At 49.7% G+C, this 17,791-nt stretch carries 16 protein-coding genes, 2 pseudogenes and 1 riboswitch; of the genes and pseudogenes, 7 read left to right on the top strand and 11 right to left on the bottom strand.

Annotation, left to right across the window (positions count from 1 at the left end; genetic code table 11):
• Positions 1-110 precede the first annotated feature (110 nt).
• The gene (yegQ, locus tag ACH0WD_RS14660; protein WP_001517981.1) at positions 111-1,472 is read left to right on the top strand and encodes a tRNA 5-hydroxyuridine modification protein YegQ; all 1,362 of its coding nucleotides are present in this window, start codon (positions 111-113) and stop codon (positions 1,470-1,472) included.
• A gap of 451 nt (positions 1,473-1,923) precedes the next feature.
• Positions 1,924-2,103 (top strand): annotated as a pseudogene (locus ACH0WD_RS14655) (non-LEE encoded effector protein NleB); the annotation flags it as partial.
• 9 nt (positions 2,104-2,112) lie between these two features.
• Here ACH0WD_RS14655 and ACH0WD_RS14650 read toward each other — a convergent pair.
• Both ACH0WD_RS14650 and steD read right to left on the bottom strand, forming a co-directional pair.
• Complete coding sequence (locus ACH0WD_RS14650) at positions 2,113-2,529, bottom strand: CesT family type III secretion system chaperone (protein ID WP_001747580.1); 417 nt, start codon at positions 2,527-2,529, stop codon at positions 2,113-2,115.
• A gap of 121 nt (positions 2,530-2,650) precedes the next feature.
• Positions 2,651-2,986, bottom strand: a complete 336-nt coding sequence (gene steD / locus ACH0WD_RS14645; RefSeq protein WP_006497691.1) for a type III secretion system effector SteD — start codon at positions 2,984-2,986, stop codon at positions 2,651-2,653.
• 564 nt (positions 2,987-3,550) lie between these two features.
• On the opposite strand from steD, the gene yegS reads away from it, so the two are divergent.
• Entirely contained in the window at positions 3,551-4,450 is a 900-nt protein-coding gene (gene yegS / locus ACH0WD_RS14640) for a lipid kinase YegS (RefSeq protein ID WP_001273393.1), read from the top strand.
• 52 nt (positions 4,451-4,502) lie between these two features.
• On the opposite strand, the gene fbaB is transcribed toward yegS, so the two are convergent.
• Entirely contained in the window at positions 4,503-5,555 is a 1,053-nt protein-coding gene (fbaB, locus tag ACH0WD_RS14635) for a class I fructose-bisphosphate aldolase (RefSeq protein ID WP_000129590.1), read from the bottom strand.
• Positions 5,556-5,808: 253 nt separating this feature from the next.
• Here fbaB and ACH0WD_RS14630 point away from each other — a divergent pair, with 253 nt between their 5' ends.
• From ACH0WD_RS14630 to ACH0WD_RS14620, 3 genes are read left to right on the top strand one after another with little or no spacing between them, the layout of a single operon-like run.
• Complete coding sequence (locus ACH0WD_RS14630) at positions 5,809-7,080, top strand: nucleoside permease (RefSeq protein ID WP_000858692.1); 1,272 nt, start codon at positions 5,809-5,811, stop codon at positions 7,078-7,080.
• Complete coding sequence (locus ACH0WD_RS14625; protein WP_000642799.1) at positions 7,077-8,081, top strand: ADP-ribosylglycohydrolase family protein; 1,005 nt, start codon at positions 7,077-7,079, stop codon at positions 8,079-8,081. The genes ACH0WD_RS14630 and ACH0WD_RS14625 overlap by 4 nt, the downstream gene beginning before the upstream one ends.
• Entirely contained in the window at positions 8,078-9,043 is a 966-nt protein-coding gene (locus ACH0WD_RS14620; RefSeq protein ID WP_001012650.1) for a PfkB family carbohydrate kinase, read from the top strand. Before ACH0WD_RS14625 ends, ACH0WD_RS14620 begins: the two co-directional genes overlap by 4 nt.
• Here ACH0WD_RS14620 and ACH0WD_RS14615 read toward each other — a convergent pair.
• Genes ACH0WD_RS14615 through thiM form a run of 3 tightly spaced genes read right to left on the bottom strand, consistent with a single transcriptional unit; the run spans position 9,017 to position 11,383 of the window.
• Positions 9,017-9,763 (bottom strand): GntR family transcriptional regulator, encoded by a 747-nt coding sequence (locus ACH0WD_RS14615; protein ID WP_000434062.1) that lies wholly within the window; start codon positions 9,761-9,763, stop codon positions 9,017-9,019. The genes ACH0WD_RS14620 and ACH0WD_RS14615 overlap by 27 nt on opposite strands.
• A gap of 35 nt (positions 9,764-9,798) precedes the next feature.
• The gene (gene thiD, locus ACH0WD_RS14610; RefSeq protein ID WP_001188955.1) at positions 9,799-10,599 is read right to left on the bottom strand and encodes a bifunctional hydroxymethylpyrimidine kinase/phosphomethylpyrimidine kinase; all 801 of its coding nucleotides are present in this window, start codon (positions 10,597-10,599) and stop codon (positions 9,799-9,801) included.
• Positions 10,586-11,383 carry a hydroxyethylthiazole kinase gene (gene thiM / locus ACH0WD_RS14605; protein WP_001182167.1) on the bottom strand — a complete coding sequence of 266 codons (798 nt, stop codon included), beginning with the start codon at positions 11,381-11,383 and terminating at the stop codon, positions 10,586-10,588. Before thiM ends, thiD begins: the two co-directional genes overlap by 14 nt.
• A gap of 31 nt (positions 11,384-11,414) precedes the next feature.
• A riboswitch (TPP riboswitch) is annotated at positions 11,415-11,511 on the bottom strand.
• A 281-nt stretch (positions 11,512-11,792) separates the two neighbouring features.
• Between thiM and rcnB the strand changes: the two genes are divergently transcribed.
• The gene (rcnB, locus tag ACH0WD_RS14600) at positions 11,793-12,107 is read left to right on the top strand and encodes a Ni(II)/Co(II) efflux transporter accessory subunit RcnB (RefSeq protein WP_000837534.1); all 315 of its coding nucleotides are present in this window, start codon (positions 11,793-11,795) and stop codon (positions 12,105-12,107) included.
• Positions 12,108-12,368: 261 nt separating this feature from the next.
• Here the strand turns inward: rcnB and ACH0WD_RS14595 are convergent, their stop codons facing one another.
• The 5 genes and pseudogenes from ACH0WD_RS14595 to ACH0WD_RS14575 all read right to left on the bottom strand — a co-directional run bounded on the left by ACH0WD_RS14595 (position 12,369) and on the right by ACH0WD_RS14575 (position 17,724).
• The gene (locus ACH0WD_RS14595; RefSeq protein WP_000765278.1) at positions 12,369-13,376 is read right to left on the bottom strand and encodes a putative fimbrial-like adhesin protein; all 1,008 of its coding nucleotides are present in this window, start codon (positions 13,374-13,376) and stop codon (positions 12,369-12,371) included.
• Positions 13,377-13,391: 15 nt separating this feature from the next.
• Positions 13,392-15,881, bottom strand: a complete 2,490-nt coding sequence (locus tag ACH0WD_RS14590; protein ID WP_001137793.1) for a fimbrial biogenesis outer membrane usher protein — start codon at positions 15,879-15,881, stop codon at positions 13,392-13,394.
• Between the two features lie 13 nt (positions 15,882-15,894).
• Entirely contained in the window at positions 15,895-16,578 is a 684-nt protein-coding gene (stcB, locus tag ACH0WD_RS14585) for a fimbrial biogenesis chaperone StcB (protein WP_000698775.1), read from the bottom strand.
• Between the two features lie 55 nt (positions 16,579-16,633).
• The gene (yehD, locus tag ACH0WD_RS14580) at positions 16,634-17,164 is read right to left on the bottom strand and encodes a fimbrial protein YehD (protein ID WP_000830688.1); all 531 of its coding nucleotides are present in this window, start codon (positions 17,162-17,164) and stop codon (positions 16,634-16,636) included.
• 278 nt (positions 17,165-17,442) lie between these two features.
• Positions 17,443-17,724: pseudogene (locus ACH0WD_RS14575) on the bottom strand (DUF2574 family protein).
• Positions 17,725-17,791 lie beyond the last annotated feature (67 nt).

The following is a 17,791-nucleotide window of genomic DNA, read 5'->3' as shown; positions in this document are numbered from 1 at the left end:
TTTACTCGGCCTGTCCGTAAGCGTACAATGCCCGCCCTTAAAGTGAGGACTCTCCTCAAGCCGCCTCATCAGGTGAGGCGGATCTGACCTGTCATCAGAACGAGAAAATGATGTTTAAACCAGAACTTCTTTCGCCGGCGGGAACGCTGAAAAATATGCGTTACGCTTTCGCTTACGGTGCCGATGCCGTCTATGCGGGCCAACCGCGCTACTCTTTACGCGTGCGTAATAACGAATTCAATCACGAAAATTTGCAGCTTGGCATCAACGAAGCCCACGCGCTCGGAAAAAAATTCTACGTGGTGGTGAACATCGCCCCGCATAACGCCAAGCTCAAAACCTTTATCCGTGACCTGAAACCCGTCGTCGAGATGGGCCCGGATGCGCTGATCATGTCCGATCCAGGGTTGATTATGCTGGTACGCGAGCACTTCCCGGCAATGCCGATTCACCTGTCGGTACAGGCTAACGCCGTAAACTGGGCGACGGTAAAATTCTGGCAGCAGATGGGGCTGACCCGTGTGATTCTCTCCCGCGAGCTGTCGCTGGAAGAGATTGAGGAAATTCGCCAGCAGGTGCCGGATATGGAAATAGAAATTTTCGTCCACGGCGCGCTATGCATGGCCTATTCCGGCCGCTGCCTGCTTTCCGGCTACATCAATAAACGCGATCCGAATCAGGGCACCTGCACCAATGCCTGCCGTTGGGAATATAACGTGCAGGAAGGAAAAGAAGACGTTGTCGGCAACATCGTGCATAAGCACGAACCGATTCCGGTACAGAACGTTGAGCCGACGCTCGGTATCGGCGCGCCGACGGATAAAGTGTTTATGATAGAAGAGGCCCAAAGACCGGGCGAATACATGACCGCGTTCGAAGACGAGCATGGCACCTATATCATGAACTCAAAAGATTTGCGCGCTATCGCCCACGTGGAGCGCCTGACGAAAATGGGCGTCCACTCGCTGAAAATCGAAGGCCGCACCAAATCCTTTTATTACTGCGCCCGTACTGCGCAGGTCTACCGTAAGGCCATCGACGACGCCGCCGCGGGTAAACCCTTCGACCCTACGCTGCTGGAAACGCTGGAAGGTCTGGCTCATCGCGGCTATACCGAAGGTTTCCTGCGTCGCCATACGCACGACGATTACCAGAATTACGAGTACGGGTACTCCGTTTCCGAACGCCAGCAATTTGTCGGCGAGTTCACCGGCGAGCGTAAAGGCCAACTGGCGGCCGTGGCGGTGAAAAATAAATTCTCCGTTGGCGATAGTCTGGAGCTGATGACACCGCAGGGAAATATCAATTTCACCCTGGAACAGATGGAGAACGCCAAAGGCGACGCTATGCCGGTGGCACCTGGCGATGGCTATACCGTCTGGATGCCCGTCCCGCAGGACGTTACGCTGGATTACGCACTATTGATGCGTAATTTCTCAGGCGAATCAACGCGTAACCCCCATGCTAAGTAGTTAATTGCGGTTATTTTTTCATGGCGGGAAGATTCTTAGAAATTGATCACATACCGCTTCGCTCAATGCGGGTATTATTCAACGCGCTGAAAAACATAACCCATAAATGCTAGCTGTACCAGGAACCACCTCCTTGGCCTGCGTAATCTCCCTTACGCAGGCTTATTTTTTGCGTATAATCAATAAAAAAGTGGTACTTCCCGCCACATCCAAAAATTGAGCACACTAACCAAAGCGCAAATGGGCGCTTTGGTTTACAGACCTCCCCTATCCATTGCCAGCCAGCAAGTCACAATCCTCCCCGCATCCGGTCGGACTCAGGACTTAGCATTGTGACGTTAACGTTTAAAATCAGTGAATTAAATCAAGAACTGCTTTGTGAGAACTTACACAAAAAGTTTCCAGGTTATTAAATTAAGGTTAAAAACTGATAATTTAAGCGTGTAAAAATATGGCACGTTTTAATGCCGCTTTTACAAGGATTAAAATAATGTTTTCCCGGATTAGAGGTTTGATTTCATGTCAAAGTAATACTCAAACCATCGCACCTACGCTCAGTCCACCTTCATCAGGCCATGTAAGTTTTGCTGGGGTTGATTATCCTCTATTACCACCAGATCACCAAACGCCCTTCCCACCGTCACGTATAATCGGTATCCAGAGTTATTCCTTTATCCTGTAAAATGTGATACAGATTCTCCATTGATCTAATAACTACCTCAATTTCACATTCAAGTTTCTCTACAGAACCTTCATTGAGTGAGAAGTTGAGAGCCAGTAATAATGATTGTGAGTTATTATCATAACACAAATGTGGTCCATTATTCTCTGCAAACCATAAATTAGCATTGAGAAATTCAAAAGCAAGATTATTATTATCCGGAGGTCTTCCGCAAAAACCGTATATCATTATATACTCGCTGTTAGTGCTTGTTAGTAAGATACGGTAACGGTTATCTATAATAAATGAGCATAATCTGTTTTCGTCAAAGGCAATTGAATCGGCATTTAATTTTAGTGAAAACTGTCTTAATAAGCGATCGGCTCTTGAATACATAACACCCCATACTCTATTTAAAGCGTTTCTATATAAGTCATAAGCCTCTGGTCTGGACGCTTAACACCCCGTGTCATCGTCAGAATTCGTCTTTTCCCTATGACTTGCTGTGTTTGCTCATTTATGGCCAGGCTGGCCGGGTTCTGACGCCATTTGCGCTAAGGTATAGTCCGGCGCATATTCCCATCATACCAATTCCCCCCATGCCAAACGATGCGCCTAAAACCGTCAGAGCGGTAGTATATGCAGCACCACTACTGACACTGGCGACAGCCCCTGAGCATACCCCACTGAAAATACCTGTAAACAATGCCGTGGTTCCCACGCATATTAAACATCTGGGTTTATTGCCGTGAGCGTTAAACTCAACGATTTCAGCTGCCGGAATTTCTTCATTACACCGTTCAGAAGGGGAGAGCAATGGCGTTTGCGCATTCACGCCTGAAGTAACATTCATATAAACCTCTTCATGCACATGCCTGTTTATGTTTATGAGAAAAGCGATACCTCAGGCAACGGTACGACTATAAGACACCGCGCTAAGTCATCATCTAAATAGGTTTTATTTGATAACAAGAATAGTGTACTGCTAATAGTGCGCCTTGTTCCTGCCAAAGCAGTCTAAAGAACATTTCGATTTTATGCTATTAAAAAGTATGTTTGGTAATAAATATCAGGTTTTTATCTGATATTATGAAGTTTGAAATTAATACTGATAACTGACGTATGTTCGTCTTGTTAATTCTCCGTTTCGTTATTAAAGGCGCTATATCGGAAAGCGTCTGACTACACCTTGTGGTTTCCCTGCACTCTCACAAGCGCTACTCAATGCGCATACCGGCATCTCTCTTGTCGCCATTTGACTTAAACCATGCTTCGCTTACCGCTGCGTACAGCAGGAAGAAAAACGGTAAAGCAATAAGTGCGCAACATTTCAATTTTCATCCTGTTCTGACCTCGCTTTTTCATTTCTGCTATACACTTTCTGGAGATTGTTGTTCAACCTATTAAGGCATAACGGATGGCTAACTTTCCCGCCAGCTTACTGATCCTCAATGGCAAAAGCGCTGATAATCAGCCGCTACGTGAGGCCATTACTCTACTTCGCGACGAAGGTATACAGATTCACGTTCGGGTAACCTGGGAAAAAGGCGACGCGCAGCGTTACGTTGATGAAGCCCGTAGACTGGGCGTTGAAACGGTGATTGCCGGCGGCGGAGACGGTACCATTAATGAAGTGTCGACCGCGCTCATCCAGATCCGCGACGGCGTAGCCCCTGCACTGGGCCTTTTGCCGCTCGGCACTGCCAACGATTTTGCCACCAGCGCCGGTATTCCTGAAGCGCTGGACAAAGCGCTGAAACTGGCGATTGCCGGAAACGCGATGGAAATTGATATGGCCAGGGTCAATGATAAAACCTGTTTTATCAATATGGCGACGGGCGGTTTTGGCACCCGCATTACCACCGAAACGCCGGAAAAACTTAAAGCCGCGTTGGGCGGCGTCTCCTATCTTATTCACGGTCTGATGAGAATGGATACGCTGACCCCTGACCGCTGCGAAATACGTGGCGAAAACTTTCACTGGCAGGGAGATGCGCTGGTGATCGGCATCGGCAACGGTCGTCAGGCCGGCGGCGGGCAGCAATTATGTCCCACCGCGCTGATTAACGACGGACTGTTACAGCTACGGATTTTTACCGGCGAAGAGCTGCTGCCGGCGCTGTTTTCCACGCTCACGCAGTCAGATGACAATCCGAATATTATTGACGGCGCCTCGGCGTGGTTTGATATTCATGCACCGCATGAAATCACGTTTAATCTGGATGGCGAACCACTCAGCGGGCAAGAATTTCATATTGAGGTGCTGCCTGGCGCATTACGCTGTCGGCTGCCGCCAGACTGCCCGTTGCTACGTTAATAACACCAGTCGCTGGCCGGATGCGCTCACATCCGGCTTTTCTTCGTTGAACTCAGGCGATGGTGACTTTGCTATCCAGATAGACATCCTGTACGGCATTAATCAACTTCACGCCATCAGCCATCGATTTCTTAAAGGCTTTACGTCCCAGAATTAGCCCCATTCCACCGGCTCGTTTGTTGATCACCGCGGTACGAACCGCGTCGCCGAGATCAGTGTCGCCGCCGTCCGCGCCGCCGGAGTTGATAAGCCCGGCGCGTCCCATATAGCAGTTCGCCAACTGGTAACGTACCAAATCAATCGGGTTATCGCTGGTCAGTTTGCTGTACACGCGGTCGTCGGTATAGCCGAAGTTGACCGCTTTATAACCGCCATTATTCTCGGCCATTTTCTGTTTCACAATATCCGCGCCAATCGTAGCGGCCAGATGGTTGGCTTGCCCCGTCAGGTCAGCGGATACATGGTAATCGACGCCGTCTTTTTTAAAGGAAGAATTACGCAGGTAAGCCCACAATACGGTCACCATACCCAGCTCATGCGCACGCTCAAAAGCGGCGGAGATCTCTTCAATCTGGCGACGAGACTGTTCCGAACCGAAATAGATCGTCGCGCCTACCGCCACGGCGCCCATATTGAACGCCTGCTCAACGCTGGCGTACAGGGTCTGATCGTACTCTGTCGGATAGCTCAATGTTTCGTTGTGATTCAGTTTGACCAAAAACGGAATACGGTGCGCATAGCGCCGTGAAACCGAGGCCAGTACGCCGTAGGTAGAGGCCACGCAGTTACAGCCGGCCTCAATCGCCAATTCAACAATATTTTTTGGGTCAAAGTAGCGCGGGTTGGCCGCAAAAGAAGCGCCGGCGGAGTGCTCCACCCCCTGATCGACGGGCAGTATCGAAAGGTATCCTGTTCCCGCCAGGCGACCAGTATTATAGAGCGTCTGCATATTACGCAGAACGGCTGGTGGACGATTATTGTCAATCATCACCCGGTCAACGTAATCCTTGCCGGGTAGATAAAGCTGATCGGAAGGAATGGTCATACAACGATGCTGTAAAAGGCTGTCGGCGTCTTTGCCAAGCAACTGCGCAATATCAGTCATAGCTATGCTCCCGTAAGTTCCGATAGGGTATCGGAAGGTGAATAGTCCTGCCCCGCAGATTGCGGGTCGCAATAAGCCTGGTACTGACCGACCATTTTTGCCAACTTTAGCGCATTTTTTCGGCGCTATCTGCTGACTCGATTCACGTCCGAAAAAGTGTTAGATCGGTCAAAATTAATGCTCAATGGTATTTAAAAGGTATTATTAAATGGTATTGTCATGGCGTACCTTACCTGTCATGAAGGATTCAAAAATGAAAACGACCTTTAAACTGTCGTTCATGATGTTCGTGGAGTGGTTTATCTGGGGCGCCTGGTTCGTCCCCCTGTGGCTATGGCTAAATAAAAGCGGGTTTTCCGCCGGTGAAATAGGCTGGTCTTATGCCTGTACCGCCATTGCGGCGATCCTGTCGCCGATTCTGGTCGGCTCCGTTACCGACCGTTTTTTCTCAGCGCAAAAAGTCCTGGCGGTACTGATGTTTGCAGGCGCCGTGCTGATGTATTTCGCGGCGCAGCAAACCACCTTCGCCGGATTCTTTCCGCTGCTTCTGGCCTATTCATTGACCTATATGCCGACCATCGCGCTGACAAACAGCATTGCCTTCGCTAACGTACCGGACGTTGAACGCGATTTTCCACGCATTCGCGTTATGGGAACCATTGGGTGGATTGCCTCCGGCCTCGCCTGTGGATTCCTGCCGCAAATGTTAGGCTATAACGATATTTCCCCCACCAACATTCCACTGCTCATAACCGCCGCAAGTTCAGCGTTGCTGGGCGTATTTGCGTTCTGTCTGCCAGACACGCCGCCAAAAAGCACCGGCAAGATGGATATTAAAGTGATGCTGGGGCTGGATGCGCTGGTCCTGCTGCGCGATAAAAACTTTCTCGTTTTCTTCTTCTGTTCCTTCCTGTTTGCGATGCCGCTGGCCTTCTACTACATCTTCGCTAACGGCTATCTGACAGAAGTGGGAATGAAAAACGCCACCGGCTGGATGACGCTCGGCCAGTTCTCTGAAATCTTCTTTATGCTGGCCCTGCCCTTTTTCACTAAACGCTTTGGTATTAAAAAGGTATTATTACTTGGTCTTATTACCGCCGCGATCCGCTACGGCTTTTTTGTCTATGGCGGCGCGGAAACGTACTTCACTTACGCCCTGCTGTTCCTCGGTATTTTGCTGCACGGCGTAAGTTACGATTTCTACTACGTCACCGCCTACATTTATGTCGATAAAAAAGCGCCGGTTCATATGCGTACCGCTGCGCAAGGGCTTATCACCCTCTGCTGTCAGGGATTCGGCAGCCTGCTGGGCTATCGCCTCGGCGGCGTGATGATGGAAAAAATGTTTGCTTATCCGCAACCGGTTAACGGTCTGACATTCAACTGGGCGGGCATGTGGACGTTTGGCGCAGTGATGATTGCCGTCATCGCGCTACTGTTTATGATTTTCTTTCGCGAATCGGACAAAGAGATCACTGCTATTGACGATCGCGATATTGCGTTGACACAAGGGGAAGTAAAATGAAAGCAGAACGTATTCTCGGTGCTCTTTACGGGCAAGCGTTAGGGGATGCGATGGGAATGCCCTCTGAGCTGTGGCCGAGAACGCGCGTCAAAGCGCATTTCGGCTGGATTGACCGCTTTCTGCCCGGCCCAAAAGAAAATAATGCCGCCTGCTATTTTAACCGCGCGGAGTTTACGGACGATACCGCAATGGCGCTCTGCCTGGCCGACGCGCTACTCGAATGCGAAGGCAGTATTGATCCCGAGATTATTGGACGTAACATCCTCGCCTGGGCGGAACGCTTTGATGCGTTCAATAAAAATGTACTCGGCCCGACGTCAAAAATTGCGCTGAATGCGATTCGCGACGGCAAACCCATCGCGGCGCTGGAAAATAACGGCGTGACTAACGGCGCGGCCATGCGCGTTTCGCCGTTGGGCTGCCTGTTACCGCCAACTAACCTGACAGCCTTTATAGCAGAAGTAGCGTTAGCCTCCAGCCCGACGCATAAATCCGATCTGGCGGTGGCTGGCGCCGTGGTTGTCGCCTGGGCCGTCTCGCGAGCGGTTAACGGCGACACGTGGCAAAGTATTGCCGACTCGCTCCCCGCCGTCGCCCATCAGGCGCAGACAGCGCGTATTACCACGTTTAGCGCCTCGCTATCGGCACGTCTGGAACTGGCGCTAAACATTGTCCGCCACGCCGACGGCGTCGAATCTGCCAGCGAACAGCTCTATCAGATCATCGGCGCGGGAACCAGCACCATTGAATCGGTTCCCTGCGCTATCGCCATGGTGGAACTGGCGAATACCGATCCTAACCGCTGTGCCGTGCTGTGCGCTAACCTCGGCGGCGATACCGACACTATCGGCGCGATGGCTACCGCCATTTGCGGCGCGTTGCACGGGGTAAGCGCCATTAACCCCCAGTTAAAGCAAACGCTGGACGAGGTTAATCAGCTGGATTTTGCGCGCTATGCCGTTGCGCTGGCGAGCTATCGTCAACGGCGGGAGGCACTATGAACGGCGCACGGTTGCTGACATTATTACCGACCCTGCATACCCGGCGTCCACTCACCGTTATCGGCGCGGCAGTGATCGATATCATTGCCGACGCCTGGACGTTGCCGCGTCGCGGAGGCGATATTGAACTGCAACAACAGAGCGTCAATGTCGGCGGCTGTGCGCTGAATATTGCCGTGGCGTTGAAACGACTGGGGATTGACGCCAACAATGCGCTGCCGCTGGGCCAGGGCGTGTGGGCGGAGAGGATTCGCCGCCGTCTGGCAAAAGAGGGATTATCCAGCGTGATTGACGCGGTTGAAGGAGATAACGGCTGGTGTCTGGCGTTAGTCGAACCGGATGGCGAACGCACGTTTATGTCTTTTAGCGGCGTGGAAAACCAGTGGAATGCAGACTGGTTGTCGCAGCTCAGGACACCGCGGGGCAGTCTTGTCTACCTGTCCGGCTATCAACTGGCCTCGTCCTGTGGCGAACCAATGATCCAGTGGCTGGAAACCGTCGACGATGTCACGCCTTTTATCGATTTTGGCCCACGAATCGGTGATATTACAGACGATGTAATGGCGCGCATTATGGCCTGCCGACCCATCGTCTCCCTCAATCGCCAGGAAGCCATCATCGCCGCGGAACGCGCCGGACTTGCGACCGATACGCGCACTTTCGGCGAAGCATGGGTAAACCGCTTTTCCGCGCCGCTGGTGGTGCGCCACGATAAAGACGGAGCGTGGTATTTTAGCGCGCAATCTTCCGGCGTTGTGCCAGCGTTTCCGGCAACCGTGGTGGATACCATCGGCGCGGGCGACAGCCATGCTGGCGGCGTGCTGGCAGGACTGGCGTCAGGCTGGCCGCTCGCGGATGCCGTACTGCTGGGAAATGCGGTGGCAAGCTGGGTGGTCGGGCATCGCGGCGGCGACTGCGCGCCCACGCGCGAGGCGCTACTCCTCGCACACAAAAACGTATAGGTCGCTACGACAATAACTGATGCTGTATTCAATAGGCCGCTGCTGCTGATCGAGCGCCACCTGCTTAATCACCAGCACCGGCACTTTACCATCCATTTGAATATGCGACTGAAACTCATCATCCGGCATCCGGGCGCTGACGCGGGATCGGGTACGCTGAGGGTAAATGTGCTGGCGACGAAAATAGTCATACAGCGAAATGCCAATCGCGTCGACATCATGAATCAGATGCGCGGGCACCCAGGACTCTTCAATCGATACCGCGTCCTCATCAACATAACGAATGCGTTTGAGTAAAAAGACGTCGCTGCCTGCGGGGATCGCCAGATGCTGCGCGACCTCATCCGGACAACTTACCACACGTTTGTTAACCCATAGCGTATCCGGTTTTTTGCCGCGCAAGACAACCTGCTGAGAAAATCCCCGCGCCTCTTTCAGGGAATATTCAAAGATATTATTGATTTGCGTACCGTAGCCGCGGGCGCGCGTGACGACACCCTCTTCTTCCAGCGCCTGCATCGCTTTTCGTACCGTGATGCGCGAGACGCCGGTAAGCTGGCTGAGATCGCGTTCGCCAGGCAAAATATTACCGTGCTCAAGAATACCGCTGCGCACGGCATCCTTTACCGTCTGGGCGAATTTCATGTATAGCGGCGTATTATCCGCCGCTGAAATTCGTTCATTCAGTTGCGCGATGAGCCGGGTATGCGCTTGTTCCATTTATCTTTCCTGACGACGGGTCTGTAGGCAGTATACTACCACCACGCGTGGAAATGATGTACCGGACCAATGCCCTTCCCCACTTCCAGCGTGTCCGCCTGCGCCAGCGCCGCCGAAAGCCATGCCTTCGCCTCGTTTACCGTCTCTCCCCAACAGCGATGCCGGGGCCGTAACGCCGCCAACGCCGCCGACAGCGTACAGCCCGTCCCATGCGTATTTTTGGTGTTCACACGCGGCGCGCTAAAACGTTGCTCGCCCTCACGGGTAAAGAGCCAGTCCGGGCTTTGCGCATCCTCTAAATGCCCGCCTTTCATTAATACCGCTTCACACCCCATCGCCAGTAACGCCCGCCCCTGCGCCAGCATCTCCTGTTCCGTACGCGCATGGGGCGCATCCAGCAACGCTGCGGCTTCCGGCAAATTAGGCGTAATCAGCGATACCTGCGGCAACAGCCGGACGCGTAATGTTTCTATCGCAGAGGGCGAGAGCAACGGATCGCCGCTTTTCGCCAGCATCACCGTATCCAGCACCACATTACGTACATGATGGCGCTGTAGTCGTTCCGCCACGGCCTCGACAATATCGGTTTCCGCCAGCATCCCGATTTTCGTGGTATCAATGCGCACATCGCTGAACACGGAATCAAGTTGAGCGGCGACAAAGTCCGGCTCTATCCGGTACACCGACTGTACGCCACAGGTATTTTGCGCCACCAGCGCGGTGATGACCGAACAGCCATATGCGCCCAGCGCGGAAAAAGTCTTAAGATCCGCCTGGATACCGGCCCCGCCGCTGGGATCGGTACCGGCAATCGTCAGCGCGTTAATTCGTTGCATTGGCCGCCTCCACATCCAGATGATAGAGCGCATCAAGAAAAGCCGGGATGAAGCTGCCCGGTCCTTCGCTACGCTCTGCCGCGGCCTGTCCAGCCAGTTTCATCCAGCAGCAGGCCGAAGCGACATTGTCCAGCGCGGCGCCCGGTAACGCGCAGCTGGCGGCGACGACCGCCGACAACGCGCAGCCGGTGCCTACAATGCGAGTCATTAACGGATCGCCGCCGGGAATGCTCAGCGTGCGCTGACCGTTAGTGACGTAATCTACCTCTCCGGTAACCACAACGATGCAGTCTATCTGACGCGCCAGCGCCTGCGCCGCAGGCAGTGCGGCCAACGCCGCCTCGGTGGTATCTACGCCGCGTCCGCCCAGCGCCATGCCGGATAACGCCAGGATTTCCGAGGCGTTGCCGCGTATTGCCGCCGGGCGCAGGGACAAGAGATCCAGGCAAAATCGCCGACGAAATTCCAGCGCGCCCACCGCGACAGGATCAAGCGTCCACGGCGTTTTGGCATCATAAGCGCTTTCTACCGCCCCACGCATCGCGTCAGCGCGTGAGGCGGTTAATGTTCCGACATTAACCAGCAAGGCGTTGGCGATGGCGGCAAACGGTCTGGCCTCGACAGGATCAATCACCATGGCGGGTGAAGCGCCCAGCGCCAGCAGCGTATTGGCGGTAAACGTTTGTACGACGTCATTCGTCATACAGTGCGTAAGCGGGGAGAGCGCGCGAAAGTGTTTTAACGTATGCGCCGCAAGCGTGCGGCAGTGCAGGTCAGGCTGCATGGTTCAGCTCCTGCCCGCGTGAAGAAGGGACACGAGCAGTGTCAGACTTCCCTACGCTGGCATTATCCAGATCAGGTGGTACGGGTATTTCTCAGCCTTCACAAAGAAGGGCACCCCGAGTCGTCAAGCCCCGCCGTGTTAAGCGGGGTTTCGCTATTAAGCATACTGTCTGCGCCAGACAATGTAAATTTACAGCCAACGGCGGACGATAATTTCAGCGTTATCAGATAGTTCTCAAAACCTATTCGGTTCTGGCAAACTTGCTGGCGGATATGTTGCTGCACGACGCTTTCGTTTACACTTTTTACGAAAAGGGGCGTGAGATAACAAAATAGCGCTTGTCAGATACGCCACCAGCAGAAATGATACACACGATGTTAACTGACCCGCATATGTGGAGGGTAAAAGTATGAAAAGTAAGTTGCTGCCTTGCGCGCTGTTGCTTGCAACCAGTTTTGCATGGGCCGCCCCCGCGACAACGGGCATTGATCAATATGAGTTAAAAAGTTTTATCGCCGACTTCACCCACTTCAAGCCCGGCGATACCGTTCCGCAGATGTACCGCACCGATGAGTATAATATTAAACAGTGGAAATTACGTAATCTGCCCGCGCCAGATGCCGGAACTCACTGGACCTATATGGGCGGTGCGTATGTACTGATTAACGATACCGATGGAAAAATCATCAAAGCCTATGATGGCGAGATTTTTTATCATCGATAAAAAAAGCCCCCTCATCCAGAGGGGGAAATACAGCCCCATGTTACTTTTTTATTAGCCCTTAATCACTCTATCCCCTTCAAACTGCCTTTTTGTTGACTGCCTTCACTACCCGATTCTCTCTGGATCTCGCCCTTTTGAAACTACCGCATACCACATTAAAATTTATTGCAGAAAAATTGTCATCCCGGTCACTTATTATTGTAAGTGACCGGAAGTTCATTCACCTATCGCGCCATATATCTTAAATATTTTTCATATATATTAATCGTATTTCACATAGATCAGCGCAGTCGCTTTTAGATCGCCTGGCTTTATATTGTCTCGGTCATAAACATAATAACTGGCGATAATAGGGATTGTTATCATATCACTGTTGAGCGGCGTGCCTACTTGATCCACTTTCCATAACGTTGAAGCATTACCCTGCTCTGCTGTATTTGAAATATTCACCGTTTTTCCACCGCTCTCCAGTATAAATCCGACGCCATTATTCACAGCACCACGCAACACAGAATAGCTATCTGGTATTAAATCACTGCTGGAGAGATAAACCGTCATTTTACGCGATGCTTGTTTAGCATTACCAAAAAGATTATCACACTGGAGTCGAATATTATCCGCGGCATTTTTATTACTGACCTTGCCTGTGTTATATAATTCAGAAAGCGCAATATTCGGTAGCGTGATCGTCAGATCTTCAGGTTTGCAGGTTGTCTGCTTGCGATCGTAGGACACAAACAGATCAAATGAATATAACCCTGCACCTCTAAGATAACTATTATAATCTGCGGCACAGGCATTCCAGCCTCTTCCTGCTAGCAGGCACCCTAAAAACCGCAAACCGGCCGTAAACTGAGTTGCAGAAGAAGCGCTTGTTATTGATACCACCCCGTTGATTAGGACACTGTTCCCACTACCGGCAGAAATATTTACATTCGCCCCAGAGGAAGCGGGTTCAACCGTTACCGTATAGCCCGTTGTAAACGGCATTGTGAGAGTATTATTATCTGCCCAGGCGATTTTTAACTTCAGTTTTACTGTATCATTGTATAATCCCACGATGATATCGGAAGGATCCATACGCGTTATCTTATAAGTCCCTGAACAAGTTGTATCGTTAAAATTATGGCTATAAGTTGCGGACTGATTAGGGTTAATCGTAAAATCCTCACGAATAATTAAATTATCCTGATAAGTAATTTCTCCCGTACAGGCTGCGTATGTTTCAGGTAAAATCAATAACATCACGATAAAAAGAAAGAGTTTCATTTCACCACCTCACCACTACCGACAAATATAAACTTTACTTTCATCAACCGTTTTACCAAAGGTGATTGAACATGAAAGCCCCTGCTCTTTATCTACTGGTACACTGACTTCGGGCGGAATATCATTCGTTCGAATAAATAGCTGACTACCTTGTCCAACAATGCCCACATTATGACCATGATGATCTACTACATCATAACCAAAAATAAGAGGTGAGCCATCAGGACGCTGCGCTTTAATAAACCATGGTTTACGCTGGTCGGTATCAAAATTCACTAGCACGACGGCCCCTCGGTACGGGGCGGCAACTTTACGGTTACCGCGTAATTCCGTTTCACTGCTACTTTGCGACACATCAAGCATAAGATGGTTTTCGCGATATGGCGTAAGGTTGTCATAAACCACCGTTCCTTTTTTATTGGTGGTCCGATATTTTTGGCCGTTAACGTAGGCTCCTTCAAGTCCCGGAGCCTGCATAATCGCAAAGGTATCTGAAAGCCGGCTGGATAAATTCAACCCGCCACTCCAGGCTACAACCCCACCGGAAATACTTCCGCCGGTCTGAGTATAATTGGACGACTGGCTGTAACTACCATTAAGCGTTGCAACGGGCGTATTCCAGGTTAAATTCGTTCCCGCTGTGGTCTCACTATCCTGTCGCTGATGACTAACATTCACGCCGTAATTAAATTGATCGCGACTGCCTGCCGTACCGGTTAAACCAATATTGTTTGAGGTAAATCCATCATCATCAAAGGTCGTCGAGTTCGACACATTCAGATGACGGCGCGGGGTAGTAATACCGTCCCCCCAGTCAAAGGGAATTGAAATAAACAGGTTAAAACGTTTATCTTCATTATGATCCTCGTCGTAAGTCTGACTGGCGGATAACGTATAATTAATTTTCTGGAACGTATTGGAATAGCTTATTTGATAATCTTTACTGGTGCCGCTACGTCCCCAGTAATCACGCCATAATGCACTCAGTGATACTGCGCCCCATCCTTCTGGCAAGGATTGGCTCACATTAGCTGAAAACGTATTTTTACGCCCAAAATCGTTTTGATAATAATCAGCAATATCGTATACATCATTCTTATCGCGACGATAGTTATTTTTATTATTGGCCCAGACATGATCGTTAAATGTGCGGTAATCCTGTGATGAATACCGATACGCAGCCAGACCAAACCGGGTTAATGTTTGGGTCAGGTATTTATTATAAGCAATCTGATAACTCTGACCATCAAATACATCGCCATTATCCTGTTTACTGTGCGCTCGCGTAGCGTCAAGCGAAATGGCGCCAATCCGGGTATTCCACCCCGTGCCGAGGGTAAACGCATTATAATGGTTCGATAGCATCGTACCGCCATAAAGCGTCAACAGGTTATTAAGGCCATACTGATAACTGATTTGTGTAAAATCGGCCTGATTATCGGCGCCTTCAATATGACTACGGCCGGCGGAAAAATCATACTTAGAGACGCCAGGCTGCAACATGTTCGGTACGGAAGCGTAAGGCACCAGCCAGGTATTTATCGAACCATCCGCCTCACGCACGGTGACATCAAGATCCGCGCCACCGCCCGCGAGTTGCAGATCCGCAATGGAAAAGGGGCCAGGAGGAACCTCTTTCTGATAAACAACGAATCCGTTCTGTTCGATGGTTACCAAAGCGTTAGTCTGTGCAATCCCCTGCACCAACGGCGTAAAATTCTGTCTCGAGTTTGGCAACATTTGCATATCGCGGAACAGGCGAACGCCGGTAAATCTCACAGAATCAAAAATCTCTGACGAGGTATACTGATCCCCGGCGCGTAATGTGCCGAGGAGCTCAGCGATACCGCGCTCCAGATACAATGTGTTGCTTTTCCACTCACCGCTGCTGCCATCGGTTTTATTAAATGTGGTATCCGCATGCGCTTGCCAGCCCAACAGATTGAAACCGCTATTGAACCGAGCGTAAGTACTTTCACTACTGCCAGAATTCTTATAGTCACTGTAATACTGGCTGGCATAGTAAGAAGTATAAAATGCATTGATGCCGCGATCCCAGTTTTCAGGCAATACATAACCCGCCTCGACCTCATTTACATAGGCCTGGGGAACGCTCAAATCCAGCCGAAAAACGCCAATATTAAAAGTATAGCCACCGCTTCTCACGACATCTTTTAACGCAATACAATCCGTTGCTCCCTGCGGTTGCAGACCATCGCTTATCACACCAATATTTTTCAACAACTCAGTTGAAATACACGTGCTACCGGGATCATCGGCAACAATGATATCGTATTTACCTCGCCATTGATTGTTGACATAAATATCCAGTTCGTACTGTCCCGGAATTGGCTTATTCTCATCCAGATGGAAATTTGTTATTTTTTGATCTCTCATTCCCCCCACCATAAAATGGGTATCAAACGTTTCCGTCGCGATAGCCTGCGTTTGCCAGGTAAACAGAGTCAATAAAACAAGCGAAGCGATGGGCGTCATCCTTGGCATGATGAACTCCTGTTTATTTTACATTGATTTTGCTACTAATATAGTTACCATTATCATCAATAATCGTTACTTCATACTGGCTTGTTGACGCATATTTCATGTTAATATTTTGCGTCGATAGCGGTGGCAGCATGATAGTTTGATCATTAATCTTAGTATTTCCTGCTTTTACATCCGTCACGGTAATCCAGTTTGCAGTATCATTTTTCATGATGACAGTTTTATTACTGCGAAATAAACCAATCCGCTGAAAACTGTCTTTGGTTACGGCGGCAATTCGACTGGGGCGCCATATTAATTTTATTCGATTCTGCATTGCGAATTTAAGCACATTTTTACCGGCGTTTTCCTGGCTGTTTGGTGGAATATCAAGCACATTCAGATAAAACAGACTTTCTTTGTTGTCCGGTAAGCTATTAGGCATTTTCTTGATTTTGATCTGCTGACCAGACTCAGCGGCAACGCGCGCCACTGGCGGCGTCAGCATAAATGGCACCTGAATTTTTTCTGGCGGTAATGAAGTGTTACCGTCATCAATCCAGGACTGTACCAGCGAAGCTTGCTCGCCCTGATTCACCAATTGTACAACGACTTCTTTCTTCTCTGCCGGGTAAATCACACGCGTACCATAAATAACAATACCAGCATGCGCAGGCAAAATTATGGCAGATAATAATACTGCAGATAATATTTTCATATTTACACGGCCTTGCTTATAAAAAACCGGCGACGAACGCCGCCGGTTGAATAAATTAGTCAGTAACAACCGTTAAAGTCAGTGTTGAGCTAACATCACCAGAAGCAACATCACCGTCTAAACGCGCATAGCGTGCTAAAAAAGTCAGGTCGTATTCACCGCTGCTATTTGGAGCTAGTGCCACCCCCGTCTCTGGATCAATCTGATTATCCGTACTTCCGTAGTAAACCGCAAAACCGACACCTTTGGCAGACCCGTTATTAAATGTGATATCGCGGCTGTCAAATTGCGTTGAAGAGAAGGTAATACGCGGCGCTACACCCTGTTGACATTTTATTTTCAACGGCATCTGAGTTTGATTAGTTACTGCGTCATAAATCTGACCCGGGGTTAAATTAATTATTTTATCCGCACCAATTTCATTCAGTCTAATTTCAGCGGTGTTCGTACCCAAAAATTGACAGGTAGTACCAACCACCTTTCCGTTAATATTCAGAACGCCTGAATCATACTCTTCAACAGCAAAAGCCCCTGCGCTCATAAATACAGCAGACAATACAGAAGCAGCAATAAGTGAACGTTTCATAATCTCTTCCTTAATGAAGTAATTTCTATTTGTTAAGAGTTATTAACCCTTGCAAAGAAAATTCTCATAGACAGGAGGTTATCGCAATGTAAACACGATGTTTTGTTGATTTAAAACAATTTACAGATTGCAATATAATTGCAACAAATAATCATTGCTTATCATTATTTTGTAAACTTATTAATTTCCGAAATTTACTGCCCTTAAATATAAACACAACAAATAAAAAAGCCCATATCATTGATATCAATGATATGGGCCTGCGGAATTAATAATAATTAGTCGTAATGATTAACAATAATCTGTCGGGTGCTATCACCAGGCACCGTGTATAGCTGCGTTGTCACACCTCTCATCGGCGTAGCGGCGGGTGTTTGCAGAGTTGAAACGTGGATAGTGTTGCCGCAACGCTGCTGCAACTGTGCGTTTACCACTTCTGTACTGCACGTTGGCGCGGTCACTTTTCCACTGATGGTTTATGTTGCGGTGTCGGAGGCAAAAACGGGTACGCTTATCCCATAAGCCGAAACTATAATTCCCATCAGCAAATATTTTTTCATAGTGAGCAATTGTTCCTCTGGTGAACGTCAAACAGTATGCAGGCCGTCCTGATGAGCAGTATGAACG

It is taken from the genome of Salmonella sp. 2020_1395 (genome assembly GCF_043848115.1).
In the GTDB taxonomy this organism is placed as follows: domain Bacteria; phylum Pseudomonadota; class Gammaproteobacteria; order Enterobacterales; family Enterobacteriaceae; genus Salmonella; species Salmonella enterica.
Note: the sequence above shows the minus strand (reverse complement) of the source record. Positions and strands in the feature narration are given on the sequence as shown.

Coding starts and splice junctions, on each gene's coding strand:
- thiD (WP_001188955.1), bottom strand. CDS start 10,599: ATGCAACGAATTAACGCGCTGACGATTGCCGGTACCGATCCCAGCGGC.
- ACH0WD_RS14620 (WP_001012650.1), top strand. CDS start 8,078: ATGAACGGCGCACGGTTGCTGACATTATTACCGACCCTGCATACCCGG.
- ACH0WD_RS14590 (WP_001137793.1), bottom strand. CDS start 15,881: ATGCCAAGGATGACGCCCATCGCTTCGCTTGTTTTATTGACTCTGTTT.
- yegS (WP_001273393.1), top strand. CDS start 3,551: ATGGCTAACTTTCCCGCCAGCTTACTGATCCTCAATGGCAAAAGCGCT.
- steD (WP_006497691.1), bottom strand. CDS start 2,986: ATGAATGTTACTTCAGGCGTGAATGCGCAAACGCCATTGCTCTCCCCT.
- ACH0WD_RS14625 (WP_000642799.1), top strand. CDS start 7,077: ATGAAAGCAGAACGTATTCTCGGTGCTCTTTACGGGCAAGCGTTAGGG.
- yegQ (WP_001517981.1), top strand. CDS start 111: ATGTTTAAACCAGAACTTCTTTCGCCGGCGGGAACGCTGAAAAATATG.
- thiM (WP_001182167.1), bottom strand. CDS start 11,383: ATGCAGCCTGACCTGCACTGCCGCACGCTTGCGGCGCATACGTTAAAA.
- ACH0WD_RS14595 (WP_000765278.1), bottom strand. CDS start 13,376: ATGAAACTCTTTCTTTTTATCGTGATGTTATTGATTTTACCTGAAACA.
- rcnB (WP_000837534.1), top strand. CDS start 11,793: ATGAAAAGTAAGTTGCTGCCTTGCGCGCTGTTGCTTGCAACCAGTTTT.
- ACH0WD_RS14630 (WP_000858692.1), top strand. CDS start 5,809: ATGAAAACGACCTTTAAACTGTCGTTCATGATGTTCGTGGAGTGGTTT.
- fbaB (WP_000129590.1), bottom strand. CDS start 5,555: ATGACTGATATTGCGCAGTTGCTTGGCAAAGACGCCGACAGCCTTTTA.
- ACH0WD_RS14615 (WP_000434062.1), bottom strand. CDS start 9,763: ATGGAACAAGCGCATACCCGGCTCATCGCGCAACTGAATGAACGAATT.
- ACH0WD_RS14650 (WP_001747580.1), bottom strand. CDS start 2,529: ATGTATTCAAGAGCCGATCGCTTATTAAGACAGTTTTCACTAAAATTA.
- yehD (WP_000830688.1), bottom strand. CDS start 17,164: ATGAAACGTTCACTTATTGCTGCTTCTGTATTGTCTGCTGTATTTATG.
- stcB (WP_000698775.1), bottom strand. CDS start 16,578: ATGAAAATATTATCTGCAGTATTATTATCTGCCATAATTTTGCCTGCG.